Here is a 24,592-nt window from a genome sequence, read left to right as displayed (position 1 = left end):
CCGTCCTTACCCCGTCCGCTCCGCCCCCACTCATCCCGGCGGCCCGGCCCTGCATAGGGTCGCATGCAGGAACGAGCGAGCGGACGGGCCCGGCGGCGGAGACCCCGCGCGCCCCCGCCGCGGCGAGGGGACAGCGATGAGTGGTCGTTTTGTGGTCGTCGGGGCCGGCACCATGGGCCTCGGCATCGCGTACGTGGCGGCCGGCGCCGGGTACGCGGTCGAACTGGTCGAGGTCGACCCCGCCCGGGGCGCCGAGGCCGTCCGCCGGCTCGGCGAACTGTGGGACCGGGGCGTGCAGCGCGGCAAGCTGACCGAGGAGGCCGCCACCGCCAACCGCGAGCGCGTCACGTTGCGGGCCGGGCTCACCGAGGTGGCCGAGGGCCCCGACGTGATCGTGGAGGCCGTGCCCGAGCGGCTCGACCTGAAGCGCGCCGTGCTGCGCGAGGCGGAGAGTCGCCGGCCCGCGCTGCTGGGCAGCAACACGTCCAGCATCCCGATCGCCGAACTGGCCGCCGGGCTGGAGCGTCCCGCCGACTTCGTCGGGCTGCACTTCTTCAACCCGGTCTGGGCGATGGCGCTGCTGGAGATCGTGGTCGGCCCGGCCACCGCGCCGCAGACCACCGAGGCGGCCGTCGCGCTCGCCGGCCGGCTGGGCAAGGACCCCGTCGTGGTACGCGACATGCCCGGCTTCGCCACCTCCCGGCTCGGCGTCACGCTCGGCCTGGAGGCGATCCGGATGGTGGCCGACGAGGTGGCGAGCCCGGCCGACATCGACAAGGCGATGGTGCTCGGCTACCGGCACCCGATCGGCCCGCTGGAGCTGACCGACCTGGTTGGGCTGGACGTGCGGCTCGACATCGCGCGGACGCTCCAGGCCGCGTACGGGGACCGCTTCGCGCCGCCGCCGCTGCTGGTCGAGATGGTGGCCGACGGGAAGCTGGGCAAGAAGTCCGGGCAGGGCTTCTACACCTGGGAAGGCGGTGTCAAACAGTGACCGGACTGCGGATCGAGGAGCTGCCGGACCGGCTGGTGGTCACGCTGGACCGGCCGGAGAAACGCAACGCGATCGACGCCGACCTGGTGGCCGAGCTGCACGCGGTCTGCGCCGACCTGGAGGCACGCCCCCGGCTGCTGCTGCTCACCGGCGGGACGGCGGGCATCTTCGCCGGCGGCGCCGACATCGCCCAGCTGCGCGAGCGCGGCCGGCTGGACGCGCTGGCCGCCATCAACCAGGGCGTCTTCGCCCGCATCCGGGCACTGCCGATGCCCACCGTGGCCGCCGTCGACGGGCCGGCGCTGGGCGGCGGCGCCGAACTCGCGTACGCCTGCGATCTTCGGGTGTGCACGGACCGCGCGGTCTTCGGCCAGCCCGAGGTGCGGCTGGGCATCCTGGCCGGCGCGGGCGCGACCTACCGGCTGCCGGCGCTGATCGGTGAGGCCCGCGCCAAGGAACTGCTGTTCACCGGCCGGCGGGTGGACGCCGAGGAGGCGCTGCGGATCGGGCTGGTGAACCGGGTGGTGGCCGACCCGGAGGAACTGCTGCCCACCGCGCACGGCCTGCTCGACGAGATGGCCAAGGGCTCCCCGCTGGCCCTGCGGCTGACCAAGCTGGCGGTGGACGCCCCGCAGGCCGCGCACCCGCAGCTCGACCTGCTCAGCCAGGCGGTGCTCTTCGAGGACGAGGAGAAGCACCGGCGGATGACCGAGTTCCTGGACCGGCGCAAGACGCGCTGAGCCGGAATACGACGAGGGCCGCGCCGGTGTTCCGGCGCGGCCCTCGTCGTCGGTGTTTCTCAGCGCCGGATCTGGACTCCGGCGTCGGCCAGCGCCGGGATCGCCGGCGCGGACTCGGCGAAGCCGATGAGCAGCAGCGCCTCCGGCCCGTACGCCTTGATCTCCTGGGCGATGCCGGAGAAGTCGACGGGGGTCTTCGGGTCCTCCGGCGGGTCGTAGGTCAGCAGCTTGACCCGGTCCGCGCCGATGCCGGCCTTCTCCAGCTCCGAGCGGACGTTCTCCTGGAGTCCCTCGCCGTAGGAGTCCTTACGGGCCAGGATCGCGATCTTGCGCGGCCCGTCCCGGAGCATCACGTCGGCCAGCGCGCGCCCCTGGAGGCTGTCCGGCGGGGCGGTACGGAAGTAGAGGCCCTTGTCGTCCACAGCGCTCAGCCCAGCGTCGGTGTTCGACGGCGAGAACAGGATCCGCCCGGCGGCCACCACGTCCGGCAGTACCGCCCGGGAGATGCCGGAGCCGCCCGCGCCGATGATGACCTGGACGCCCTCCTGGACATGCGAGGCGACGGTGGCCTTGGCGACCGCCGGGTTGGTGCCGTCGTCGCCCTCGATCCACTTCACCGGCTCGCCGAGCACACCACCGGCGGCGTTGACCTCGCGCAGGGCGAGCGTGGCGCCCGCGGCCAGCGGCGGGTACGCCAGCGCCAGGTCACCGGTCTTCGGCAGGAGACCGCCGAGGACCAGCGGCGCGTCCTTCGCCTTCCCGTCGCGCAGCTTGCGACCACGCGGCGGCGTCTTGCTGCTCGCTCCGGACTCCTCACCGGCGCCGACGAACTCGGTCTTGCTGTCGTCGATCTTCTGGTTGTCGAAGTGCATGGTGCCGTAGCTCGCGGTGGCCGGCTCGCCGGTGTCCGTGAACCCGGCACGGGTGAGCGACACGCCCCGGTACTCGATGTCCTGACCGGCGCGGGCGAGCTGAAGGCAGGCCGCCACGTCGTCGCAGCGCTCGCCGCCGGTGGTCACCCCGACGATCTGCTTGGCGATCTCGGCCGGCGCGGTGGTGCCGGCGAGCTGGGCGGCCAGCGCGCTGATCACGACCGCGTCGTAGGACTCGGCGGAGTAGAGGAAGTCACCCAGCTTCGCGTCTACGGCGAGTAGTCGTTCCTTGAAGCTCTCGGGCAGCGGAGTGAGGGGCGTTGTGCCCTTCATCCCGTTCACCAGATCCGCCCGATCCTTCAGTTCGGCTGGGTACGAATTGAGCATGTTGCCGTCGGTGCCGTAGAGGCGCACCTGGGTGGCGGGCGCTTCTTCCGGCTCGTCGCTCCCGCAGGCGCTCGTGGCGAGCAGGAGCGCCGCGCAGGCCATGGACAGGGCCGCGCGCGACGTGCGTGTTCTCAGCATGGTCGTCCTTCCTCCGGCGAAGGTCCGCTGCGCACCTTAGCGTGCCCACGCGGCAGGCGGGACTGTGGAGTCGGCTGCGTCGGCACCCCGACTGCGGGTGTCACGCTCCGTGTTCATCGAGCGATTTCCGGGTCACGGCTTGACCCCCGGAGCTACTGTTCCGCGGGTGAACGACGAAGCACAGCAGACGCTGGACGACGCGACCGCCGTGCTCCGTTCCGCCCTGGCCGGGGACGGCGCCGGGGTGGTGGGCACGTTCGACGCGGTGGTGGACCGCTCCGGGCTGGCCGGGGCGTACGGGGTGGCCTGGTGCCTGGCCGCCACCATGCTCGGCGACGACGCGCCGCCCGGTGGCGCCGCCCTCGACTTTCCCGGCATCGACCAGGCCGACTACGACACCCGCTGGGTGGCCCGCTTTGTCAGCGCGTGCGCCAACGACGACGCCGACACCGGCGAGGCGCTGTTCGGGGCGGCGGCCGCCGACGGGCTGCTGCCCGACTGCCTGCTCACCCTCGCCGGCTCGACCATCGCCACACTGCGCAGCCGGTCCGACTGAGCCCGCCGCGCCGCGACGCGCCCCGGCTGTGATAGCTCTGGGACATGTCCGAGGCGATGCTCAGCAAGGTGCGCAAGCTGCTCGCCCAGGCCGAGGACCCGGCCTGCACGCCCGCCGAGTCGGCCGCGTTCATGGCCAAGGCAACCGAGCTGATCGCCCGTTACGGCGTCGACCGGGCGCTGCTCGCCGTCCGCGACCCGGCCGTCGACCCGGTCGGTGACCGGACCGTCGAGGTGGTCGCGCCGTACGCCCGGGACAAGGCCGGACTGCTGGCCGCGGTCGCCGAACCGTTGCGCTGCCGCTGCGTACGCCGACGGCAGGGCAACGGTTTTGCCATGCACCTGTTCGGCTTCGCCAGCGACCTGGAACGCGTCGAGCTGCTGTTCACTTCGCTGCTGGTGCAGGCCGCGCACGGGCTCGCCGGTGCCGTCGTGCCGGACGGGGAGCACCCGGCCGCGTTCCGGCGTACCTGGCTGGCCGGCTTCGCGTACGTCGTCGCCGAACGACTGCGCGCAGCCGAGAACAAGGCGGTGGCCGAGGCGGGCGGTCCCTCGACGGCCCTGGTGCTCGCCGACCGCTCCGATCGCGTGCAGCGCCGGGTCGCCGAGGCGTACCCCCGGTTGCGCACCGCGCCGCGACGGCGCCTCGCGGGCGGTGGTTTCGGACCGGGCGCGGACGCCGGCCGCCGCGCCGACCTCGGCGGCACCGGCGTGGCCGGCGCCGGAGCCACACCGGGCATCGCCGGCTGACCCGGCCCACCCGACGGGTACGGGTCAGGTGGTGCGGGCGACGGTGGCCAGGTAGCGGCAGAGCAACTCGTGCCAGCCGGCCGTGAGCGCCTCGCGGTAGCCCTCGGCCGCGGTGCCGTGCCGGTCGAAGTAGCGGTGCTCGACCTCGACCCGGGTCAGTTCCGGGCCCTCGGGGTGGAACAGGACCTCCACCTCGCTGGCGGCGGCCGGGTCGGGCACCGGCACCCGGTCCGGGCCGATCTGCCAGGTGAAGACCAGACGCCGGGGTGGATCCCAGGTCAGCACGCGGCCCCAGTCGTTGCGGAAGCCGTACGGGCCGATCTCGTAGAGCATGCCGCCGGCCCGGGGTTCGATGCCGAGCGCGGCGAGCGCCTGCGGGCCGGACCAGGTGTACTCGCGTACCCACCAGTCGGCGAGCGATCCGGTGAACACGGCGTACGCCTGCTCGGCCGACGTCGGGACGAACAGGTCGCTGCGGAGGGAGAAGCGGTCGGATTCCTGCCGGACCTCATCCGGATCGGCCATCTCCTGTCCCATAGGTCCGGACCATACCGGCTCATGTCTCGGTGCGCAGCTTCCGATCCGCCCGCTTCCGGACACCGGGACCGCCGGTCCACGACAGCGCTGAGTGGCGGGTCAGGCGCTCTACGCAAGGTGCGGCGGCGCTTCCGGGAGGTCAGGGCGGATGCCGTACCGGAAAGCGGGTAAGCGCCGTCGACCGGACCGACTGGGAGAGCGGGGAGCATGACCGACAGCCGAGCCACCGAACCAGTACCGGACCCCGGCTACGAGCCGCCCACCTCGCCGGCCGATCCCGAGTCGGAGCCGGACGTCCTGCTCGACGTCCCGGAGCTGACCGTCGACGAAATCCGGCTCACGGTGGACGGCCTCGACGCCGACCTGTCGTTGCGAGCCCGGCTGGCGAACCTGCTCCAACTCGACGCCGGGGTGCGGGTGCACCTGGAAGGCGTCGAACTGGACATCACCGGGGTGAGCGCCGAGGCGCTGCTCAAGGTGCGGCTGGAGAAGCTGGTGCAGATCCTGGACCGGGCGCTGACCACCATCGACCGCAACCCGCAGCTCATCGACGCGCTGGCCCGCTCGGCCGGCGTCGCCCTGGACGACGTGCACCGGCTCGCCGCGCCGGTGGTGGACCAGGCCGGACGTACGGTGGCGACGGCCGGCGAGGCGGTCGAGCGAGTCGTGCCGGCGGTGTCCGGCCAGATCGAGCCGCCGGAGCCGGTGCGCCGCCCCGACCGGGTCGCCGGTCCCGCTGCCACGGCCCCGGCGAGCTCGCCAGGGCCGACGGGCTCGGCTGGTTCTGCCGGCTCGACGGATTCCGCCGGGTCAGCCGGCTCGGGGCGCGAGGCTGGGGCGGCCGGGGCCAGGCGCGCTGCCGAACCGCCGGCGGGCGCCGGGGTGGGCGGGAACAGTGGCACGCCGGGCACTTCGCAGCCGACCCGTCCGGGGGGACCGGCGGGGTCGCGATCGACCGCCACCGGGGCGACCGGCTCCGGGTCAGCCGGCCAAGGCCCGGCGGGTCCGCAGGCTGCCGGTTCGGGGTCGGGTGGTCCAGGCCCGACCGGTTTGCAGGCCGGCGGTCCGGGGTCGGGTGGGCCGGGCGCAAGCCGGGCGAACGGTTCGTCGGCCCGCCGGCCTGCCGAGGGAAAGCGCGCCCCGGAGGGGAGACCCGGGCCGGAACGCACTAGCGGCGCCGGCCAGCCGGCGAGCGCCGCGGCGGAGGCCGCTCAACTGGCGAGCCAGGCCGGGCAGACGCTGCGGCAGGCCGGGCGCAGCGTGTGGGAGGCGATCCAGGGCGGAATCGGCCAGGCCCGCTCCCAACCCCCCGACCGCTGACCACCCACCCCCACCATCCCACCCGCCCCGGGCACTTCAGGCGTTGATCAAGGAGTTTGGGTCGGTTCGGGCGAGTCGGGATGCCACAAACTCCTTGATCACGCACGTGATCGGAACGATCAGGGCGGAGCGGGGCGTCCTGGGTGGACGTGGCGCTCTAGCGTCAGGTCATGAGAGCGCTTGTGGGGTTGCTTGTCGTGTTGGGCGTGCTCGTGGTCGGCGCGTTCGTCGCGGTGATCGTGCGGGACCGGCGGCGGATGTCCTCACCGGAGGACTCGGCCGCGGCCCGCGTCGCGCGGTCCGACCAGGAGCGGTACGCCGCCGAGCGGCACGGCATGCAGGGCGAGGTGTGGCGACGCGGCCAGAACTCGCCCTGACCGGGCCGGGTTCCGCCCTGACTGGCCAGGTCGGCCGTGCCACCTTCGCCCGTATCTCGTCGCGTACCCCTCGACGCAGCTCTTGTTTCGACATTCCTCTAGGTTGACAGACTTCAAAACAGAGGGCAGGGTGAAGGCTGCTTCGACATTCATCTAGACAGGGAGTCCACATGTCCCGCGTCCAGCTCGCCCTGCGCGTGTCCGACCTCGAAGGCTCAGTCGCCTTCTACAGCAAGCTGTTCGGCGTCGAGCCGGCCAAGCGCCGCCCCGGCTACGCCAACTTCGCGGTGGAGAACCCGCCGCTGAAGCTCGTACTCCTCGAAGGTGAGCCCGGCCTGCCGACGGTGATGGACCACCTCGGGGTCGAGGTGGCCACCACCGAGGAGGTGACCGCCGCGACCAACCGGCTCACCGAGTCCGGCCTGATCACGCTCGAGGAGAACGACACCGAGTGCTGCTACGCGCTCCAGGACAAGGTCTGGGTACGCGGCCCCGGCGACGAGCCGTGGGAGGTCTACACGGTCAAGGCCGACTCACCGCAGCGGGAGAAGGTGGTCGAGAGCGCCTGCTGTGCCTCGAACGCCGCGGAGCAGCCCGCCGCCGTCTGAGCCGCATACCGCGAGGTCCCCACCGGCTCGTCTGCCGGTGGGGACCCCTGTCGTTGTTGAGCCGCCTCAGCGTGCCCACCGCGCACGTCGACTATCGCGCTTTGGCGAACCTCAGCCGTTTGAAGCCCTCGACGTAGACGAACCGCTTGCCGTCCGGAGAGAAGCTCGGGTCGTACGCGCGGGCGCCGTCGGCGATCCGCGTCTTCTTCCCGGTGCCGACGTCGACCGACCACACGCCGCCCACGTGATCCGACGCGACGGCGGCGATCACCGACCGGCCGTCCGGCGACACCGCCAGGCCGGCGAGGCCGGGAAGCTCCGTGACGAACCTGGCCATGGCCGACCCGACGTCCCACTCGGTCAGGTGCCAGGTGAGGTCGTCCGGACTCACCTCGGGCGGCAGCGGCAACCTGCCCAGGGAGTCGGGTGCGGTGATGAAGAACAGCCGCTCGCCCAGCGCCGCGGGCGACCGCGTCAGCACCGTCGACTCGCAGTCCGTGTCACCGCCGCTGGGGTTGAAGGTCGTCCCGCCCGCCGTCACCGGAGCGGCGAACTCGTGCGCCGTCCCGTCGGCGAGCAGCTGGACTCCCCCCGGGCCGCACTCCCGGGGCGCCTCCACATATCCCCCGCCGCCACCGTTCACGAGTGCGGCGTCGGCGAGGAAGCGTGTCGACGCCAGCGGCTCGAACGTCTTGTCGGCGGGCGAGTAGCTGAGCAGCTCCGTTCGGTCCCAACCGCATTCGAGGGCCACCCCGAGGTCGCCGTCGGAGCCCGCGAACAGGAAGCTGAACAGGCCCCCCTCGCAGGCGGACACCGCCGGGGCGCGCGTGAGAACGGCTTCCTCGCCGCTCCCGTCGGGCCGCTGCCGCCACACCTCGGCCTGGTCCGAGCCCGAGGTCGAGGTCACCTCCCGCAGGTAGTAGACCCAGCCGTCGATGGCCCAGACCGGATGGGAGAGGGAGACGGAGTCCAGGAGCCCCGAGATCCGGCCACACCCGCCGAGCAGCATCACGGCGAGGACGAGGACCGGCGTCAGGGCCGTACGCAGCGCACGCACACGCGACCTTCCGGTGGCATTCGGTCCGCCGCTCGGCGGGCCCGCTCACCCTAGACGCACCGCGCGAGTGGCGGCCTCGCCGTCGCGACGGACGGGAACCGGACAGCCGAGCCTTCGGGGGCCGCAAAAGCAGAACGCCGACCTGCGTTTCCGCTGGTCGGCGTTCCTGTAGCCCGGCGAAAGGCTATGTGGCCAGGGGCGGGGTCGAACCGCCGACCTTCCGATTTTCAGTCGGACGCTCGTACCAACTGAGCTACCTGGCCGTGGTGCTCGGCACATGCTACCGCACGAGCCGATACGCAGAACGCCGCGCATGAAGCTGCGCGGCGTCAGCGCTTGCGGTCCTGACGGGACTTGAACCCGCGACCTCCGCCTTGACAGGGCGGCGAGCACTCCAACTGCTCCACAGGACCTGGCTGGTGTTGCATCCGGCGCGAGCCGGACCGTGCCCCCAACGGGATTCGAACCCGTGCTACCGCCTTGAAAGGGCGGCGTCCTGGGCCGCTAGACGATGAGGGCGGCCCCGCCATCATTGCACACTCGCAACTTCAAGCGGACTTGCTCCCATCCGGCCCCGCCGGAGGCAGGAGAAGCATATGTCATGCCTGCGCGGACGGCCAAACCGGTATGGGCACGGCTGCGGAGCCGGGTAAAACCGCAGGTCAACGGAGGCGTGCGATCCCGTACCGCCGTTTCAGGTCCGGGATCAGGTGCCGGCACGCAGCCATCGTCTGGGCCCGGTCACCGCCCGCGTCGTGCATCAGCACGACCGAGCCGTGCCGGGTGGCGCCCGTCACCCGCTTGATGATCGTCTTCGCCGGCGGGTGGTCCCAGTCCTGCGGGTCCACGCTCCAGTGCAACGGGCGCAGGCCCATCTGCCGGGCCACCACGATCTCCTCGGCGGTCCACCGGCCGCCGGGCTGGCGGAACCAGGTGATCGGTGCCTTGGGCGCGGCAGCGCGGATGGCGTCGTTGGTCCGCTCCAGGTCGGCCCGGATCTGGGCAGCCGACCGCCGGCCGAGGTTCACGTCGTGGTGCCAGCTGTGGTTGCAGAGCTGGTGACCCTCGCGGACGATCCGGGCCACCAGCTCCGGGTGGCGCTTGGCCTGCTGGCCGACCACGCAGAACGTGGCGGTGACCCGGGCCGCCCGGAGCTGGGCCAGGATCTGCGGGGTGTAGCGCGGGTCCGGCCCGTCGTCGAAGGTGAGCGCCACCCCGCTGCTCCCACTGGCCCGGTGCAGGCCTGCCGGCAGCTTCTTGGGCACCGGGCGCAGCTTCGGCTTTCTGGGCGTGGGGGTGGGGGTCGGTGAGGGCTTCGTCACGGGCGACGGCGACGCCGGGACCGACGGCGAGGCCGCCGCCTGTTCGGGTGACTTGCCGGCTTCGCCGCAGGCGGTGACGAGGAGCACCAGGCCCAGGACGAGCGCCGGCAGGGCGCGTGGACGCATTCGTCGCTCCCGGAGGGGTCGGGGTCAGACGGACTTTCCGACCGTAGTGGACGCGCCCCGGAGCGAAAAGGGCCGTCAGCCCGTGGTCGACTGGTCCAGCGAGTCCCGTACCGCCACGGCGAGGGAGAGCGCCTCGGCCAGATCCACCGGTCGGACCACCCCGGCCGGCAGCGAGTCGGCCCGCCAGCCGGGCCCGGCGGCGAGCACCAGCAGCGGCCGTCGCGGGACGGTCAGCAGCGCGGTGAGCTGGCACGGGTCGGCGGTCGAGCGGGTGTGCGACCAGAGGACCACGGCGGCCGGCCCGGTCCGGTTGACCGCCTCCACGAGGGCGGGCACCGGCACCCGGGCACCGAGCATGCGACAGCTCACACCGGCTTCCGCGAGCGCGGCGGCGAGCGCCTCCAGCGGCAGCGAATGCTGTTCCTCGTCGGCGCAGGAGAGCAGGATCCGGGGCGACCCGCCGTTCGGGTGGGCCCGGATCACCGTGGCGAACGCCACCGAGACGCACCGGGACATCAGGTGTTCCACCTCGATCAGGCCGGCGGTGGCGGCGTGCCGCTCCCCGATGCCGGTGAGCACCGGCCGGAGCAGCCCTTCCCAAGTCGCCACCACCCCGTCGGCGGCGAGCGCGTCGGCGATGGTCCGTGCGATGGTCACCGAGTCCAGGCGCATCGCGGCGCGGGCCAGCCCACGCGCGGCGGGGCCGGCCCGGCCGACCGGGATGGTCGTGCCGCCGCCGTCGCGTACCGCCGAGGTCCGTGCTTTGAGCGCGAGCCGGTCCGGAGGCGGCACGGCCGGTGCCTGCCGGGCCCAGCGGGCCGCCTCGGCGGGCGCCACCCCCTCGGCGGTCAGCCGGCGCATGATCTCCAGGCGGGCGAGGTCGGCGGGCGTGTAGCGCCGGTGGTGGCCCGGTACGTGCTCGCTGGGACCGAGTCCGTAGCGCTGGTGCCAGGTGCGCAGCGTGGTGACCGCCACACCCAGTCGGCGTGCCACGGCCCCCGCGCTCAGCGCCTCATCGGCCACCCGACCGCTCCGGTGCCTCGGAGGCTGCGACGCCCGGCCGGGCCGGGCCCGCCGGATGCAGCAGCCGGTTGACGACGCCGCCCAGCCACGGGGCGTACGCCCGGGGGTCGGCGTCCAGGTCGGCCACCACCGTGTCGGGGTCGGCCCAGCGCAGCTCGGCCACCTCGTCCGGGTCGGGCCGCGTCACCAGGTCGGCGGGTACGTCGGCGCGCAGCACGTGGTCGTACTCGAACTCGACGCGGCCGGTGGCCGGGTCCTCGGCGTAGTAGATGTAGACGCCGACCTCGGTGAGCGCGACCGGGCCGAGGCCCAGTTCCTCGGCGAGCCGCCGGTTGGCGGCCTCGGTCAGCGACTGGCCCGGCAGCGGGTGCCCGCAGCAGGAGTTCGCCCAGCGCAGCGGGAACCGTGTCTTCACCGCGGCCCGCTGCTGCAACAGCACCCGCCCCTGCGGGTCGACCAGGAGCACCGAGAAGGCGCGGTGCAGCCGGCCGGGTGGCTGGTGGGCGGTCGCCACGGTGGTCTCGCCGAGCACCTGCCCGTCGTCGCCGACCAGTTCGACGAGGTGTTCCTCGCGCTCGCTCATGCCGTCGCCCCGGTGATCCGGGCGGCGGCGAGCTTGCCGCTGATCAGCACCATCGGTACCCCCACGCCCGGCTGCGTGCCGGAGCCGACGAAGACCACGTTGTCCAGCTTCCGGTGCAGGTTGGAGGGGCGGAACGGGCCGGTCTGAAAGAGGCTGTGCGCGGCGGCGAACGGCGTGCCGGCGGCCATGCCCTGCGCCGCCCAGTCGGCGGGGGTGACGGCCCGCATCACCTCGATGCCGTCGCCGAAGCCGACGTAGCCGCGTTCCTCCAGCGTGCCCACGAGCTGATCGGCGTACCGCTGGGTGAGGTCGCCCGTCCAGTCGAACGGCGCCCGCTCCAGGTTCGGCACCGGCGCCAGCACGTAGTAGGTGTGCTTCCCGGCCGGCGCCACCGACGGGTCGGTGCGGCTCGGGTTCGTCACCAGCAGCGACGGGTCGGTCATCAGCTCGCCTCGGCGGATCACCTCGTCGAACGTGCCCTTCCAGGACCGCCCGAAGTGAATGTTGTGGTGGGCGATCTTGCCATAGCCCTGCGTCGAACCGATGTGCAGCACCACGCAGGACGGCGAGTAGGTGAGCTTGCGCTGCCGGCTGGGCGGCAGCAGGTCCTCGTAGGCGACCGGCAGGTCGGGGTTGAGCACCACCGTGTCGGCGGGGACGAAGTCACCGTCCGAGGTGATCACGCCGGTGGCGCGGCCGTTGGCGGTCTCCACCCGGGTCACGGTGGTGCCGTACCGGAACTGCACGCCGTGCTTCTCGGCCGCGCCGGCCATCCCCCGGGAGACCGCGTGGATGCCGCCGCGCGGGAAGCAGACCCCGGCCACCGAGTCGAGGTACGCGATGACCGCGTAGATCGCCAGCGCGTCGTGCGGCGACAGGCCCGCGTACATGGCCTGGAAGGAGAAGATCCGCTGGGTACGCGGGTCGCGGAAGAACTGGTTGATCTTCGTCTGGAGTCGCCGGAAGGCGCCGTTGGCGAACAGCTTCAGCAGGTTGCCGGTCAGCAGGTCGGTCGGCGCGTCGAGGTTGCGCTCGATGAAGTCGGCACGCTCCCACTGCCACAGGTTGCGGGCGTAGTCGACGAAACGCAGGTAGCCGTCCGCCTCGCGGGGGCCGCAGACACGCGCGATCTCGGCGGCCATCCGGGTGGTGTCGGTGATGACGTCGAGCGTCGACCCGTCCGGGTAGTAGGCGCGGTAGGCCGGGTCGAGCGGGCTCAGGTCGAGCCAGTCGGTCAGTTCCTCGCCCACCGCGCCGAGCGCCTCGGCGATCAGGTCGGGCATGGTGAGGACCGTCGGGCCGGTGTCGAACTCGTACCCGTCGACGCTGAGCCGCCCGGCGCGCCCGCCCGGCACCGGCTCGCGTTCCAGCACTGTCACCTGCCGGCCGCTACCCGCCAGGTGCAGCGCGCAGGCCAGCCCACCCAACCCGGCGCCGACCACGACCACCCGGTCGGTCCGTCCCTTGACGGTACGCATTCCGGCCCCCTTGCTCGCGAAGTTGCTCATCATGCCCGCCGCGCGGTGGCGGCGGTGGCGAGACCCGTCAGCGCGGTGCGCGCGGTCTCGTCGATCGGTGCGGTGCCAAGCGCGGCGAGCGCCTCGGTGACCCGGTCGGCGATCATCCGTTCCACCCGGGCGGTGGCCCCGGTGTCCCGGACCACGTCGGCCAGCCGGTCCACGTCGCGTGCCGTGGTGACCGACCCGGCCCGGTCCAGCACCCGGCGCTGCGCCGGGTCGGCGAGCTGCCGGGCCAGCATGAGCAGCGCGGTCGGCTTGCCGGTACGCAGGTCGTCCCCGGCCGGCTTGCCGGTGGTCTCCGGGTCGCCGTAGACGCCGAGCAGGTCGTCGCGGAGCTGGAACGCCTCGCCGACGGCCAGCCCGTACCGGGTGTACGCGGCGATGAGCGGGTCGTCCGCGTCGGTGCCGGCCAGGCAGGCGCCGAAGAGCAGCGGCCGCTGGACGGTGTAGCTGGCGGTCTTGTACCGGGCCACCCGCAGCGCCCGGTCGACAGTCCAGTTCCCCGCGTCGTTCTCGCCGAGCACGTCCAGGAACTGCCCGGCGACCGTCTCCACCCGCATCTGGTCGTAGCAGCGGCGCACGTCGAGCAGCCGCTCGGCGGGGACCGCCGCGTGGCTCATGAGCCGGTCGGCCCACACCATGCAGAGGTCGCCGATGAGGACGGCGACGGCTTCGCCGTACCGGTCGGGGTCGCCCGCGTGCCCGGCGGCCCGGTGCCGGGCGGCGGCGGCCCGGTGCGCGGTCGGCAGCCCGCGTCGGGTGTCGGAGGCGTCCATCACGTCGTCGTGCACGAGCGCGAACGTGTGCAGGAGTTCGAGGGCGGACAGGGCCGGGAGCACCGAACACATCGGTTCCTCCCCGCCGACGGCACCCCGCCATCCCCAGTACGCGAACGTGGGGCGGACCCGTTTGCCGCCGGCCAGCACGCAGTCGCGCGCGGTCGCGGCGAAAGCACCCATCGCTGCGTCGATCTCGGTGAGCGAGTCGACTTCCGCGGCCAGGAACGCCACCAGCGTCTCATCGACCCCTTTGATCAGGTCTTTCGTGAACGCGGCCAGTACGCCGCGGACCGGATCGTCCGTCGCCCCGGGCTGAGCCGGCGCGACGCGGAGCGCATTACCCGCAACTGCGTCGTTGGCCATGTGGGCGAGCGTACCCTAGGGTTACGAGTTGCGTCGATTGCTGCGTCGAAACTGAGGAGGGCCGATGGACGTGGATCTGGCCGCCGCCTATGACCGTTGCCGCGAGCTGCACCGGCGTCACGGCCGTACCTACTATCTCGCCACCCGACTGCTCCCCGCCTGGAAACGGCGGCATGTGCACGCCTTGTACGGATTCACTCGCTACGCGGACGAGATCGTCGACCGCACCGAGGACCTGCCGTCCGCCGAGCGCGCGGCCCGGCTGCGCGAGTGGTCGGATCGATTCGTGGCCGGGCTGCACGGCGCGTCGGTCGACGACCCGCTGCTCCCCGCCGTGCTGCACACCATCGCCGTGTTCGACCTGGACCGGGACGACTTCGCGTCGTTCCTGCGCAGCATGGCGATGGACCTGACGGTCATGTCGTACCCGACCTACGACGACCTGCTCGACTACATGGAGGGCTCGGCGGCCGTCATCGGCACCATGATGTTGCCGATCCTGGGCAGCTCCGACCCGGCCGCCGCCCGGGAGCCCGCCCGCCAGCTCGGCTTCGCGTTCCAGCTCACCAACTTCATCCGGGACGTCGCCGAGGACCTCGACCGGGGCCGGACCTACCTGCCCGACGAGGATCTCGCCAAGTTCGACGTCACCCGCGCCGACCTGGTCGCGGCCAAGGACGCCGGGCGCACCACGCCGCGCATCCGCGAGCTGATCGAGTACGAGGTGACCCGCGCCCAGGCCCACTACCTCGCCGCCGCGCCGGGCATCCCGCTGCTCAACCCCGCCTCGCAGGCGTGCATGCGCACCGCGTACGCGCTCTACGGCGGCATCCTCGACGAGGTCGCCGGGCAGGACTACGACGTCTTCGTCCGCCGGGCTCTGGTGCCGCAGCGGCGCCGGATGGCGGTGGCCGCGCGGGCGCTGCTCACCCCGGCCGGCACGCCGGTGCGGGTGCCCGGCCCGGCGCTGGAACCGGCCCTGGCCGGATGACCGGCCGGACGGCGGTCGTGCTGTTCACCCGCGACCTGCGGGTGCACGACCACCCGGCACTGGCCGCCGCCTGCTCCGCGTTCGAGCGGGTGGTGCCGCTCTACGTGCTCGACCCGGCGTTGCAGAAGCTCTCGGCGAACCGCACCCGGTTCCTGCACCAGAGCCTGGCCGACCTGCGCGAGGCGCTGCGCAAACTCGGCGGCGACCTGGTGATCAGGCGCGGCGACCCGGTGACCGAGACGGTCGAGCTGGCCCGGAAGGTGGGCGCCGAGGGCATCGGGCTCTCCGCCGACGTCAGCCGCTACGCCCGCCGCCGGGAACGCCGCCTGCGCGCCGAGTGCGACCGGCACCGTATGTTCCTACGGCTGTTCCCCGGCCTGACGATCGTCGAGCCGGGCGCGCTGCGTCCGAGCGGCGGCGACCACTACCGCGTGTTCAGCCCCTACTTCCGCGCCTGGCAGGGCGTGCGCCCGCGGGACGAACTCGCCGCGCCGAAGCGCGTCCGGCTGCCCGACGGCGTGGACCCGGGCCGCCTGCCCGACCCGCCGAAGGGCGACAGCCCGGCCGCCGCCGTGGGCGGGGAGAGCGTCGCCCGCCGCCGGCTCACCGCCTGGCTGCCCACCCTCGACAGGTACGACGACATCCACGACGACATGGCCGGCGACGAGACCTCCCGGCTCGGCCCGTACCTGCGCTTCGGCTGTGTCTCGCCGCTGGCCGTGGCGAACCGGGCCGGCGACCGCGACGGGCCGTTCGTCCGGCAGCTCTGCTGGCGCGACTTCTACCACCAGGTCGTCGCCGGCTTCCCCGACCTGTCCACGGTCGCCTACCGGCGCGGCGCGCGCGAGGACTGGCGGTACGACGAGCACGCGCTCGACGCCTGGACCGAGGGACGGACCGGCATGCCGATCGTGGACGCCGGCATGCGTCAGATGCGCGCCGAGGGCTGGATGCACAACCGGGCCCGCCTGATCACCGCCGGCTACCTGACCAAGCACCTCGGGCTGGACTGGCGGCCCGGCCTGGAGGTCTTCTTCCGGTGGCTGCTCGACGGCGACCGGGTCAACAACTCGGGCAACTGGCAGTGGGTGGCCGGCACCGGCAACGACACCCGGCCGTACCGCGGCTTCAACCCGGTACGGCAGGCCGAGCGTTACGACCCCGACGGCGCGTACGTGCGGCGGTGGGTGCCGGAGCTGGAGTCGGTGGCGGGCAAGGCGGTGCACCAGCCGTGGCGGCTGCCCGACGGGGTACGCCGCACGCTCGACTACCCGCCGCCGCTGGAGGTGCCCGGCGCCGACCCGGTATGGCTCCGCTGACGCCCTTCGTTGCCCGTCGCCCGTCGCCCGAGCAACAACGTCGCTGGCGCAGAGCCCACGCGGATCGCGGGGCCACTGCTCTCATAGTTACTGCAAGTGACCGCGGCTCTCGCCCGTGGCATCCACCTCCGGCCGACTTTGCTCTGCAGCCATATCCGCACCCGTTGCGGAACGTGACCGTGCGGGCCTCGCGCGGTTTTCGGACCTATTGCGAATGCCCTGCTCAACGCGGTGCTGCGCCATTGGCTGCAGAGCAAAGTCGAAAAAGGGAAGACCAGGTGGTCCCGCCAGCCGAATGCGCTGCGTGACGACGCCCTGAAATCACAGATCGTGACTGACGGTCAGAGGCAGGAGTGCAGCGCCTCGACCAACTCCTCCACCCGATCGTGGTCGGCCAGCCGGGCGGTCGCGTACGCGAAGGTGTAGCCCCGCTCCGGGTCGGCCCAGGCGCTGCTGCCGCCGATCCCGCCCATGCCCCAGCTGCCGTCCGGCTCCCACTGCATCCCGAGCGTCCAGTCCACCGGCCGGTCCAGCAACAGGTCCGGCCCGCTGTACTGCACCCGCGTCGCCTCCGCGACCAGCTCCGGGCTGAAGAGGCGGACCCCGTCCAGGGTGCCGCCGGCGAGCAGGCCCGCGTACAGCCGGGCGAGCCCGGCCGCGGTGGCGTGCAGGTTCACCGCCGGGATCTCGGCGGCCCGCCACAGCTCGCTGTTCACCATCGCGACGTCCATCCCGCCCGGCGGATTGTCCAGCGCCCGCGCCCGCAGCGAGCCCGGCTCGCCGCGCATCTGGTCCGGCCAGGCCGGATCGGCGTACGACAGGTCGGCGCACCGCCGCCGGTCCGTCGTGTCCAGCCCGAACGCCAGGTCGAGGCGCCACGGACCGGCGATCTCCTCGGCCAGGAACCGGCCCACCGGCCGCCCGTCCACCCGGCGGACCAGTTCGCCGACCAGGTGCCCGTACGTCCAGGCGTGCTCGCCGGCGACGGTGCCCGGCGTCCACTCCGGCTCGGCCGCCGCCAGGTCGGCGCAGAGCAGGCCCCAGTCGGCGATCGCCGCGGCGGGCCGGGGGACCGGGAAGGCGGGCAGCCCGGCGGTGTGGGCGAGGACCTGCCGCACTGTCGCCGGGGTACGGAATTCCGGCCAGTACGCCGACACCGGCGCGTCCAGGTCGACCCGGCCCCGGTCGACGAGCAGCAGCAGGCAGAGCGCCACCACCGGCTTGCCGGTCGAGTAGACGTCGACGAGCGTCTCCGGCCGCCACGCGCGGTCCGCCCCGGAAGCCGGTACGACCGCGCCAGGCGGAACCGTCGCATCCGTGCCGCCCATCAGCTCGATCACCGGTACGCCGTCGTGCCACACCGCCAGCGACGCGCCGGTCTCCCGGCCGGTGGCGAACAGGTCGTGGAAGCAGTCCCGGACCGGGGTGAAGCGCGTGTGCATGCGGCCACGGTAGGCGGTCGCGTTCGTGACGAGCGCGGGATTCGGGCCCGGTGCGGTGGCCGGTGTCCCGAAGGTACGGAATGCTTGCGGAATGGCGGAGCCGGAACTGGTGGACGTAGTAGTGGTCGGGCTCGGCGTCGGCGGCGAGGAGGTGGCCGGGCGGCTCGCCGAGGCCGGCCTCACAGTGGTCGGCATCGAACGGGACCTGGTCGGGGGCGAGTGCCCCTACTGGGGCTGTGTGCCGAGCAAGATGATGATCCGGGCGGCGAACGCGCTGGCCGAGGCGCACCGGGTGAACGAACTGGCCGGGTCCGCCCAGGTGCGGCCCGACTGGGCGCCGGTGGCGAAGCGGATCCGGGCCGAGGCCACCGACACCTGGGACGACAAGGTGGCGGTGGAGCGGTTCACCGGCAAGGGCGGCCGGTTAGTCCGGGGCAGCGGGCGACTCGACGGCCCGAACCGCGTACGCGTCGGCGACCAGGTGTTCCAGGCCCGGTACGGCGTGGTCCTCGGCACCGGCACCCGCCCGTCGGTCCCGCCGATCGACGGGCTGGCCGACACGCCGTACTGGACCAACCACCAGGCCATCGAGGTGGAGGAACTGCCCGCGTCGCTGCTGGTGCTCGGCGGCGGCGCGATCGGGCTGGAACTCGCGCAGGTCTTCGCCCGGTTCGGTGTCCGGGTGACGGTGATCGAGGCGGCCGACCGGGTGCTCGCCGTCGAGGAGCCGGAGGCGTCGGCGCTCGCCGCCGACGCGCTGCGCGCCGACGGGGTGGAGATCCACACCGGGGTCAAGGCCGGCCGGGTCGGCTACGACGGCGGCGCGTTCACCGTGCACGCCGACGGCGCCGAGTTCACCGGTGAGAAGCTGCTCGTGGTGACCGGCCGTAAGGCGCACCTGGAGGAGCTGGGCCTGGACACGGTCGGGGTGGACGCCGCGCAGCGTTACCTGCCGGTGAACGACCGGATGCACGTCACCGACGGGATCTGGGCGGTCGGCGACCTTACCGGCGAGGGCGCGTTCACCCACATCGCCATGTACCAGGCCGGCATCGTGGTGGCGGACGTCCTCGACCACATGCGGCGTACCAAGGGCGGCCCGGACGCCAGCGGCACCGCGAGTGTGGTCGGCGGCGCGGCCGGTGTGGTCAGCTCGGTCGGCGGCGCGATGAGCGCGGGCGGGTCGACCGCCGCACCCGGCAGCGTCCCGGTCGCCGACTACCGGGCGCTGCCCCGGGTCACGTTCACCGACCCCGAGGTCGGCGCGGTCGGCCTCACCGAGCAGCAGGCCCGCGAGCGCGGCGTCAACGTCCAGCTCGGATACGCCGATCTCACCTCGTCGGCCCGGGGCTGGATCCACAAGACCGGCAACGCCGGGTTCATCAAGCTGATCGCCGACGCCGACCAGGGCGTGCTCGTCGGGGCGACCTCGGCCGGACCGGCCGGTGGCGAGGTGCTCTCCGCGCTCGTCGTGGCGGTGCACGCGGCGGTGCCGATCAGCCAGCTCCGGCACATGATCTATGCGTACCCGACGTTCCACCGCGCCATCGAGGACGCGCTGCGCGCGCTGAAGTGACGCCTCAGCCGGCCAGCGCGCCGTGCCGGCCGGCCCCGGCGGCGAACCGGCCGGCGCCGCGTACCCCGTCCACGGCCAGCGACTCCATGCCGTAGGCCAGCTCGGTGGCCATCGCCTCCGGTTCCGACCGGCCCGCGCCGTCCAGCACCGCCGCCCGGTCGTTGCGCAGGCACGTCTGCGGAGACCGGGCGATCGCGGCGGCCAGTTCCTCGGCCGCCGCGCGGGCCGCACCCGGCGCGACCATCCGGTTGACCAGACCCATCGCGTACGCCTCGTCGGCGCCCACCGGGCGGCCGGTGAGGATCAGGTCCATCGCCCGGCTCTCGCCGATCAGCCGGGGCAGCCGGACCGTCCCGCCGTCGATCAGCGGTACACCCCACCGGCGGCAGAACACGCCGAGCGTGGCGTCCGACTCGGCGACCCGCAGATCGCACCAGAGCGCCAGCTCCAAGCCGCCGGCCACCGCGTACCCGGAGATCGCGGCGATCACCGGCTTGGACAGTCGCATCCGGGTGGGGCCCATCGGCCCGTCCCCCTCGGGCTCGACGCGGTTGCCGCGCGGCGTGCCGACGGCCTTCAGGTCGGCGCCGGAGCAGAACGTGCCGCCCGCGCCCCAGAGCACGGCCACCGCCGCGTCCGGGTCGGCGTCGAACGCGCGGAACGCGTCGGCCAGCGCCCGTGCGGTCGGTCCGTCCACGGCGTTGCGGGCCTCGGGCCGGTCCAGGATCACAGTGGTCACGGCACCGGCGTGCTCGACGCGTACCCCCATGGGCCCAGCATGCCCGCGACGCACCTGGGAGGGAATTCCGGGGCGTCCGGTTTGGGGGCTCTCCTGCCGGGAAGTCGGAACGGGTGCGCGAACTACTGACGAAGATCGAACAGGCCTCCGGTCTCGACCGGGTGGGTGACCGGTTGCAGCGCGCCGTTCAGGGCACGCTGCGTTCCCAGCGGGTACGCGACGCGCTGCACGGCGTGTGGCTCGGCCATCCGCTGCACCCCGCGATGGTGCAGGTGCCGGTCGGCGCGTGGATCTCCGCCGCCGTGGTGGACCTGCTGCCCGGCCAGCGCCGAGCCGCCACCGCGCTGGTGGGCCTCGGTACGGTCAGCGCGCTGCCCGCGGCCGTCGCGGGGCTCAACGACTGGGCCACGCTCTCCCGCGACCAGCGCCGGATCGGGCTGGTGCACGCCGCCGCCAACACGGTCGGCCTGGCGCTGTACGCCGGCTCGCTGGCGGCCCGGCTCAACGGGCGGCACGGGCTCGGCCGGGCGCTGTCCTACCTGGGTCTGTCCGCCGCGAGCGGCGGCGCGTACCTGGGTGGGCACCTCGCGTACAAGCAGGGCGCCCAGGCCAGCCAGAGCGTCTCCGAGCTGCACCTGATCAGCGACGGGTGGCACCGGGTCGGCGACCTGAGCAGCCTGCCCCGGCACGAGCTGGTCACCAAGAAGATCGACGACGTCTCGGTGATCCTCTACCGGGACGGTGACGACGTCACGGTGATGCTGGAGCGCTGCCCGCACCAGAGCGGCCCGCTCGGCGAGGGCAAGGTGGAGCAGATCGACGGTCACGCCTGCGTGGTCTGCCCCTGGCACGGCAGCGCGTTCCGGCTCAACGGCGGCGAGGTGGTGCACGGCCCGGCCGCGAACGACCAGATCGTGCTCCCCACCCGCGTGGTGTCCGGCCGGGTCGAGGCCCGGCTGCCCTGACTCAGTCCCGCCGGTGCCGCCCGCTGAACCCCGCCCGGGCGGGCACCGGCCGCTTGCGCAACCCGAGCAGCGCGCCGATCTGCGCGCCCACGATGCTGGCGACCGCCAGCACCGCCGAGATGGCGAGCGGACGGTTGATGCCCTCCTCGGCGGTGGGCCGGGACGCGCCCGCCGACATTGCCGGCGGCTGACCGACCGGCGCCTCCACGGTGGGTGTCGCGTCCCGCGGGGTGGGCTTCGGCTTCGCCGCCGACGCGCTCGACGACGCGCCGCCGCCACCCGGCTTGGCCGGCGCGGTCTGGGCCGGCTTGGTGACCACCAGCCGCCCGGTGGCGTGCCGCCGGGCACCGGAGTCCGTCGCGCCGTCCGGCAGCGTGATGAGCTGGCCGGGGCGGATCCGGTCCGGGTCGGCGAGCCGGTTCAGCCGGGCCAGCTCCTTGTATCTGTCGAAGTCGTCCAGGTAGCGGTCGGCCACCTCACCCAGGTAGTCGCCCTTGGCGACCCGGTACACGGCCTGGTCGCTGGCCTCCGCCGCGACCGGGGCCGGTGGCGTGACCTGGCTCGTGGCCACGACCGGTGAGGTGACGGTGGCGACCGCCGGGTGCGGGGCGGTGAACGTGGCGGCGCTCGCCGCGGCGGGGCTCGCGGCCAGGATCAGCGCGACCGAACCGACGAGCGCTGCAGCCGCCTTCTGCTGGCGGTGCATGCCGGGCAGCTTCGGCGCCGGCCGGCGTACCGCGGCCGCGAGCAGCTCCACCACGACGGAGAACGCGAACGTGGCCCAGCCGAACCAGCCCACCACCGCGAGCGCCCGCAGGAACAGTTGACCGTCGTCGCGGCTGGTCAACGTCGTACCGATCTCGGCGAACGTGGGCAGGTGATCCGGCAGCGGGTTGCCGGCGAACGCCAGCAGCGCGACCGGCCCGCCGGCCAGCACGCCGACGAGCACGACGAGGGCGCCGAGCCCGGTGAGGACCTGGCCGGCGCGGCGGACGGGGGAGCGTCGGGGTGCGCCCATGGCGGCCTTCCCTTCCTACGGTGGACCGGTGAGCGCCCGAGCGGTGGCCTCACCGGAGACGACGGCGGTGTTCTGCATGCCGAACAGACCCAGCAGGTCCCGGCTGTAGGTGATCTGCACGCTCACCCGGATCTGGGTCTCGGCGCCGACCACGGGGAAGTCGACCTCGTGGTCGGCGACCCCGCCCGCGGCGTCGAGGTAGGCGGCGACCGCGGCGCGGGCGGCGACCTGGTCGATCTGCTTCGGACCGCCCTCGATGGCCCGCGCGCGGTCGATCATCTGCCCGCCGGCGCGCGCCGCCTCGGCGGCCAGGTTGTCCGCGCGCTGGAGCGTGCGCAGTTGACCGGCGCCGTCGTAGGCGAGGCCGATGATCGCCAGCACGCCGGTCATCGCCACGGCCAGGAAGAGGCTCACCCGGCCGTTCTCCGCCTCGCGCCGCCCCGTCATCCGCGACTCCGGTAGGTGTCCAGCGGCGAGGTGAAGCGCGCCGAGACGGTCTTGCCACCCGGCACCCCCGGCAGGCCGGGCGCGCTCAGGTCGTCGAAGGAGACGGTGCAGGTCACGGTGACCGTCACCGTCGCGGGCACGCCTGCGGCGCTCTCGTACGCGGCGGCGAAGCTCGTCGCCGTCCCGGCCACCGAGCCCGCGAGGTCGAGCTGGGGTGGGCCGGTGCAGTTCAGTCCCGCCCAGCCGAGCTGATCGTGGGCCGCTTCCTCGGCGGCCTCCGCGCCGTCGTCGGCGTTGCGGGCGAGCGAGGCGGCCCGGGCGGCGTCGTGGGCGGCCGACTCCACCGCCTCGTCCGCGACAGCGGTCCGCCCGGCGACCCCGGCCAGCACCATCAGCCCGATGAAGGCGGGCGCGAGCACCGCCACCTCGATCGAGACGGAACCCCGGTCCCGCCGCGGCCCGGCGCTCATCCGGTCGTCCACCGTTCGGCCGGGCCGTGCGCGGTCTGCGTGACCTCGAACGAGACGCCCGGGATGACCGACAGGGAGCGTCCCTGCACCGTGCAGGTGACGGCGGTGGCGGTCTCGACGCAGGTCGGTCCGGTCTGCTGCCAGTCGACCAGCCAGTCCCCGGACTGTTGCAGGAAGCTGATCGCCCGCTCCCGGCCGGCGTCCGGCCCGGCGTCGATCGTGCGCTGGGCGTTCACAGCGGTCTGCGCGGCGTTGAGCGCCGTGGACCGGGCCACGAACCAGACGGCGACCTGGATCGAGCCGAACAGCATCACCAGGATCACCGGCATCACCACGGCCAGCTCGACCGGGTTGGCGCCCCGCTCGCCCTCGGCCAGACGGGCGCGCAGGACGGCGGCGATCCGCCCCGGACCGGGCGGACCGGCGGGCCGGCCGGCGCACGCCGGCCGGCTCCGGACCGTACGGGCGGGGCGGGGCATCACGGGGCCTGCGGCGCCGTGTTGTTCGGGATGGCGTTCATCCAGTTGTTCGCCTTGGCCAGGGCGAGCCCGGTGACCGCCATGGCCACCGCGACCAGGCCGAAGATGATCACCGCGGTCGGCACCGGGCTGTCGCCGCGCTCGGAGTCCCGGCGCAGCTCGGCGAGGCGGGTGCTCACCGCCACGTACAGGTAGGCGTAGAGGTGCATGGTCGTCTCCTTCTCGAAGGTGGGTTCACAGACGGGCGAGGAACGGATAGACGGCGAAGCCGAGCAGGACGAAGACCAGCAGCGAGCCGGGGATGTCCAACTTGCTGGTGACCCCCTCGGCGCGGGCCAGGTTGTCGGTACGGATCTGGTCCCGCAGCGAGTCGGCACGGGACCGCAACGTCTCGTGCACCTGGGCGCCCTCGCTGCCGGAGGAGCGCATGATCGCGCCCACGTCGCCCAGCTCCGGGATGCCGATCCGGTCGGCCAGCTCCTGCAACTCGTCCCAGGGCGAGTGCATCTGGAGCTGGGCGAGCCGCAGCGCCTCCCGGATCCGGTCGAAGACCCAGCCGTCGCAGACCGCCGCCGCGCGTTCCAGCGACTGCACCGGGCCGTGCGCGGCGGACAGCTGCAACGCCACCAGGTCGAGGTAGGTGCAGACCGCCTGCCGGAACTCGTCCCGGGCGGCGTCCGCCTTGGCCAGGACCGCGCGGTGCGCGAGCAGACCGGCGCCGAGCGCCAGGCCCAGGCTGGCCACCACCGGTACGGCCACCGGCAGCGCCACCCCGCCGACGAAGAGCACCGCCGAGGCGACCGCCGGGGTGGCGAACCCGACGAGCGCGGAGAGCAGCACCGACAGCGCGTACTGCTCGGGGGTGCGGTCGAGCAGGGCGAGCTGCCGGTGCGGCGGGCGCAGCCAGCGGGCGAACCCGCCGAGCCAGTCCGGTCCGGCGCCGGCGGCCGGGGCCTGGCCGGGCGGCTGGTGCAGCCGGCGCAGCGCCGGGCCGAGCGCCGGGGTGGCCGGCAGCGCCTCGCGTACCACCATGAACAGTCCGAGCCCTACCGCGCATCCGCCGAGCACCGCGATCGCCATCTGCCAGTTGAGGAC

The 24,592-nt window shown here is 73.5% G+C and carries 27 protein-coding genes and 3 tRNA genes; 11 read left to right on the top strand and 19 right to left on the bottom strand.

What is annotated here, in order from left to right; genetic code table 11:
• Positions 1-136: 136 nt before the first annotated feature.
• Together ACSDG8_RS16280 and ACSDG8_RS16275 are read left to right on the top strand one after the other, a co-directional pair.
• The gene (locus ACSDG8_RS16280; protein ID WP_210892501.1) at positions 137-994 is read left to right on the top strand and encodes a 3-hydroxyacyl-CoA dehydrogenase family protein; all 858 of its coding nucleotides are present in this window, start codon (positions 137-139) and stop codon (positions 992-994) included.
• Complete coding sequence (locus tag ACSDG8_RS16275) at positions 991-1,734, top strand: enoyl-CoA hydratase/isomerase family protein (RefSeq protein ID WP_210892503.1); 744 nt, start codon at positions 991-993, stop codon at positions 1,732-1,734. The genes ACSDG8_RS16280 and ACSDG8_RS16275 overlap by 4 nt, the downstream gene beginning before the upstream one ends.
• Positions 1,735-1,793: 59 nt before the next feature.
• On the opposite strand, the gene ACSDG8_RS16270 is transcribed toward ACSDG8_RS16275, so the two are convergent.
• Positions 1,794-3,131, bottom strand: coding sequence for an ABC transporter substrate-binding protein (locus ACSDG8_RS16270; protein ID WP_210892505.1), 1,338 nt, complete (start codon positions 3,129-3,131; stop codon positions 1,794-1,796).
• A gap of 166 nt (positions 3,132-3,297) precedes the next feature.
• On the opposite strand from ACSDG8_RS16270, the gene ACSDG8_RS16265 reads away from it, so the two are divergent.
• The gene (locus tag ACSDG8_RS16265; RefSeq protein ID WP_210942620.1) at positions 3,298-3,687 is read left to right on the top strand and encodes a hypothetical protein; all 390 of its coding nucleotides are present in this window, start codon (positions 3,298-3,300) and stop codon (positions 3,685-3,687) included.
• Between the two features lie 44 nt (positions 3,688-3,731).
• Positions 3,732-4,436: a DUF2786 domain-containing protein gene (locus ACSDG8_RS16260; protein WP_210892507.1), complete on the top strand. Its 705-nt coding sequence runs from the start codon at positions 3,732-3,734 to the stop codon at positions 4,434-4,436.
• A gap of 24 nt (positions 4,437-4,460) precedes the next feature.
• Here ACSDG8_RS16260 and ACSDG8_RS16255 read toward each other — a convergent pair whose 3' ends face one another.
• Complete coding sequence (locus tag ACSDG8_RS16255; protein WP_439427025.1) at positions 4,461-4,973, bottom strand: SRPBCC family protein; 513 nt, start codon at positions 4,971-4,973, stop codon at positions 4,461-4,463.
• 207 nt (positions 4,974-5,180) lie between these two features.
• Here ACSDG8_RS16255 and ACSDG8_RS16250 point away from each other — a divergent pair, with 207 nt between their 5' ends.
• The 3 genes from ACSDG8_RS16250 (at position 5,181) to ACSDG8_RS16240 (ending at position 7,278) form a co-directional block, all read left to right on the top strand.
• Positions 5,181-6,293, top strand: coding sequence for a hypothetical protein (locus ACSDG8_RS16250; RefSeq protein ID WP_439427024.1), 1,113 nt, complete (start codon positions 5,181-5,183; stop codon positions 6,291-6,293).
• 170 nt (positions 6,294-6,463) lie between these two features.
• Entirely contained in the window at positions 6,464-6,670 is a 207-nt protein-coding gene (locus ACSDG8_RS16245) for a hypothetical protein (protein WP_439427023.1), read from the top strand.
• Positions 6,671-6,840: 170 nt separating this feature from the next.
• Positions 6,841-7,278 (top strand): ArsI/CadI family heavy metal resistance metalloenzyme, encoded by a 438-nt coding sequence (locus tag ACSDG8_RS16240; protein ID WP_439427022.1) that lies wholly within the window; start codon positions 6,841-6,843, stop codon positions 7,276-7,278.
• Positions 7,279-7,369: 91 nt separating this feature from the next.
• On the opposite strand, the gene ACSDG8_RS16235 is transcribed toward ACSDG8_RS16240, so the two are convergent.
• From ACSDG8_RS16235 to ACSDG8_RS16195, 9 genes are all read right to left on the bottom strand, one after another.
• Positions 7,370-8,335, bottom strand: coding sequence for a TolB family protein (locus ACSDG8_RS16235; RefSeq protein WP_439427021.1), 966 nt, complete (start codon positions 8,333-8,335; stop codon positions 7,370-7,372).
• A 189-nt stretch (positions 8,336-8,524) separates the two neighbouring features.
• Positions 8,525-8,598, bottom strand: a tRNA-Phe gene (locus ACSDG8_RS16230).
• Positions 8,599-8,674: 76 nt separating this feature from the next.
• Positions 8,675-8,748 (bottom strand) — tRNA-Asp (locus ACSDG8_RS16225).
• Between the two features lie 33 nt (positions 8,749-8,781).
• Positions 8,782-8,854: transfer RNA gene (locus ACSDG8_RS16220), tRNA-Glu, on the bottom strand.
• A gap of 143 nt (positions 8,855-8,997) precedes the next feature.
• On the bottom strand, positions 8,998-9,783 hold the full coding sequence (locus tag ACSDG8_RS16215) for a polysaccharide deacetylase family protein (protein WP_439427020.1): 786 nt from the start codon (positions 9,781-9,783) through the stop codon (positions 8,998-9,000).
• A gap of 75 nt (positions 9,784-9,858) precedes the next feature.
• A complete protein-coding gene (locus ACSDG8_RS16210) occupies positions 9,859-10,806 on the bottom strand; it encodes a MerR family transcriptional regulator (RefSeq protein WP_210892527.1) in 948 nt (315 codons plus the stop codon).
• The gene (idi, locus tag ACSDG8_RS16205) at positions 10,796-11,389 is read right to left on the bottom strand and encodes an isopentenyl-diphosphate Delta-isomerase (protein WP_210892529.1); all 594 of its coding nucleotides are present in this window, start codon (positions 11,387-11,389) and stop codon (positions 10,796-10,798) included. Before idi ends, ACSDG8_RS16210 begins: the two co-directional genes overlap by 11 nt.
• Positions 11,386-12,867, bottom strand: coding sequence for a phytoene desaturase family protein (gene crtI / locus ACSDG8_RS16200; RefSeq protein ID WP_181373707.1), 1,482 nt, complete (start codon positions 12,865-12,867; stop codon positions 11,386-11,388). The genes idi and crtI overlap by 4 nt, the downstream gene beginning before the upstream one ends.
• A 29-nt stretch (positions 12,868-12,896) precedes the next feature.
• Positions 12,897-14,051, bottom strand: coding sequence for a polyprenyl synthetase family protein (locus ACSDG8_RS16195; protein WP_439427019.1), 1,155 nt, complete (start codon positions 14,049-14,051; stop codon positions 12,897-12,899).
• 64 nt (positions 14,052-14,115) lie between these two features.
• Between ACSDG8_RS16195 and ACSDG8_RS16190 the strand changes: the two genes are divergently transcribed.
• Together ACSDG8_RS16190 and ACSDG8_RS16185 are read left to right on the top strand one after the other, a co-directional pair.
• Positions 14,116-15,042, top strand: a complete 927-nt coding sequence (locus tag ACSDG8_RS16190; protein WP_439427018.1) for a phytoene/squalene synthase family protein — start codon at positions 14,116-14,118, stop codon at positions 15,040-15,042.
• Positions 15,039-16,361, top strand: coding sequence for a cryptochrome/photolyase family protein (locus ACSDG8_RS16185; RefSeq protein WP_439427017.1), 1,323 nt, complete (start codon positions 15,039-15,041; stop codon positions 16,359-16,361). The genes ACSDG8_RS16190 and ACSDG8_RS16185 overlap by 4 nt, the downstream gene beginning before the upstream one ends.
• Before the next feature lie 341 nt (positions 16,362-16,702).
• On the opposite strand, the gene ACSDG8_RS16180 is transcribed toward ACSDG8_RS16185, so the two are convergent.
• Positions 16,703-17,803 (bottom strand): serine hydrolase domain-containing protein, encoded by a 1,101-nt coding sequence (locus ACSDG8_RS16180; RefSeq protein WP_439427016.1) that lies wholly within the window; start codon positions 17,801-17,803, stop codon positions 16,703-16,705.
• A gap of 91 nt (positions 17,804-17,894) precedes the next feature.
• Between ACSDG8_RS16180 and ACSDG8_RS16175 the strand changes: the two genes are divergently transcribed.
• Positions 17,895-19,379 (top strand): dihydrolipoyl dehydrogenase family protein, encoded by a 1,485-nt coding sequence (locus ACSDG8_RS16175; protein WP_439427015.1) that lies wholly within the window; start codon positions 17,895-17,897, stop codon positions 19,377-19,379.
• Positions 19,380-19,383: 4 nt separating this feature from the next.
• Here the strand turns inward: ACSDG8_RS16175 and ACSDG8_RS16170 are convergent, their stop codons facing one another.
• A complete protein-coding gene (locus tag ACSDG8_RS16170; protein ID WP_439427014.1) occupies positions 19,384-20,148 on the bottom strand; it encodes a crotonase/enoyl-CoA hydratase family protein in 765 nt (254 codons plus the stop codon).
• Between the two features lie 83 nt (positions 20,149-20,231).
• On the opposite strand from ACSDG8_RS16170, the gene ACSDG8_RS16165 reads away from it, so the two are divergent.
• Positions 20,232-21,083 carry a Rieske 2Fe-2S domain-containing protein gene (locus ACSDG8_RS16165; protein WP_439427013.1) on the top strand — a complete coding sequence of 284 codons (852 nt, stop codon included), beginning with the start codon at positions 20,232-20,234 and terminating at the stop codon, positions 21,081-21,083.
• A gap of 1 nt (position 21,084) precedes the next feature.
• On the opposite strand, the gene ACSDG8_RS16160 is transcribed toward ACSDG8_RS16165, so the two are convergent.
• From ACSDG8_RS16160 to ACSDG8_RS16135, 6 genes are read right to left on the bottom strand one after another with little or no spacing between them, the layout of a single operon-like run.
• Positions 21,085-22,101, bottom strand: coding sequence for a LysM peptidoglycan-binding domain-containing protein (locus tag ACSDG8_RS16160; protein ID WP_439427012.1), 1,017 nt, complete (start codon positions 22,099-22,101; stop codon positions 21,085-21,087).
• A gap of 15 nt (positions 22,102-22,116) precedes the next feature.
• Entirely contained in the window at positions 22,117-22,548 is a 432-nt protein-coding gene (locus ACSDG8_RS16155) for a pilus assembly protein TadG-related protein (RefSeq protein ID WP_439427011.1), read from the bottom strand.
• Positions 22,545-23,018 (bottom strand): TadE/TadG family type IV pilus assembly protein, encoded by a 474-nt coding sequence (locus ACSDG8_RS16150; RefSeq protein ID WP_439427010.1) that lies wholly within the window; start codon positions 23,016-23,018, stop codon positions 22,545-22,547. The genes ACSDG8_RS16155 and ACSDG8_RS16150 overlap by 4 nt, the downstream gene beginning before the upstream one ends.
• The gene (locus ACSDG8_RS16145; protein ID WP_247678178.1) at positions 23,015-23,497 is read right to left on the bottom strand and encodes a TadE family protein; all 483 of its coding nucleotides are present in this window, start codon (positions 23,495-23,497) and stop codon (positions 23,015-23,017) included. The genes ACSDG8_RS16150 and ACSDG8_RS16145 overlap by 4 nt, the downstream gene beginning before the upstream one ends.
• Positions 23,497-23,706, bottom strand: coding sequence for a hypothetical protein (locus ACSDG8_RS16140; RefSeq protein ID WP_013283462.1), 210 nt, complete (start codon positions 23,704-23,706; stop codon positions 23,497-23,499). Before ACSDG8_RS16140 ends, ACSDG8_RS16145 begins: the two co-directional genes overlap by 1 nt.
• 25 nt (positions 23,707-23,731) lie before the next feature.
• Positions 23,732-24,577 carry a type II secretion system F family protein gene (locus tag ACSDG8_RS16135; protein WP_210892967.1) on the bottom strand — a complete coding sequence of 282 codons (846 nt, stop codon included), beginning with the start codon at positions 24,575-24,577 and terminating at the stop codon, positions 23,732-23,734.
• Positions 24,578-24,592 lie beyond the last annotated feature (15 nt).

It is taken from the genome of Micromonospora sp. LA-10 (assembly GCF_051853095.1).
GTDB lineage: Bacteria > Actinomycetota > Actinomycetes > Mycobacteriales > Micromonosporaceae > Micromonospora > Micromonospora echinospora_A.
The sequence above is the reverse complement of the archived record's forward strand: the minus strand, read 5'-3'. Positions and strand labels throughout refer to the sequence as shown.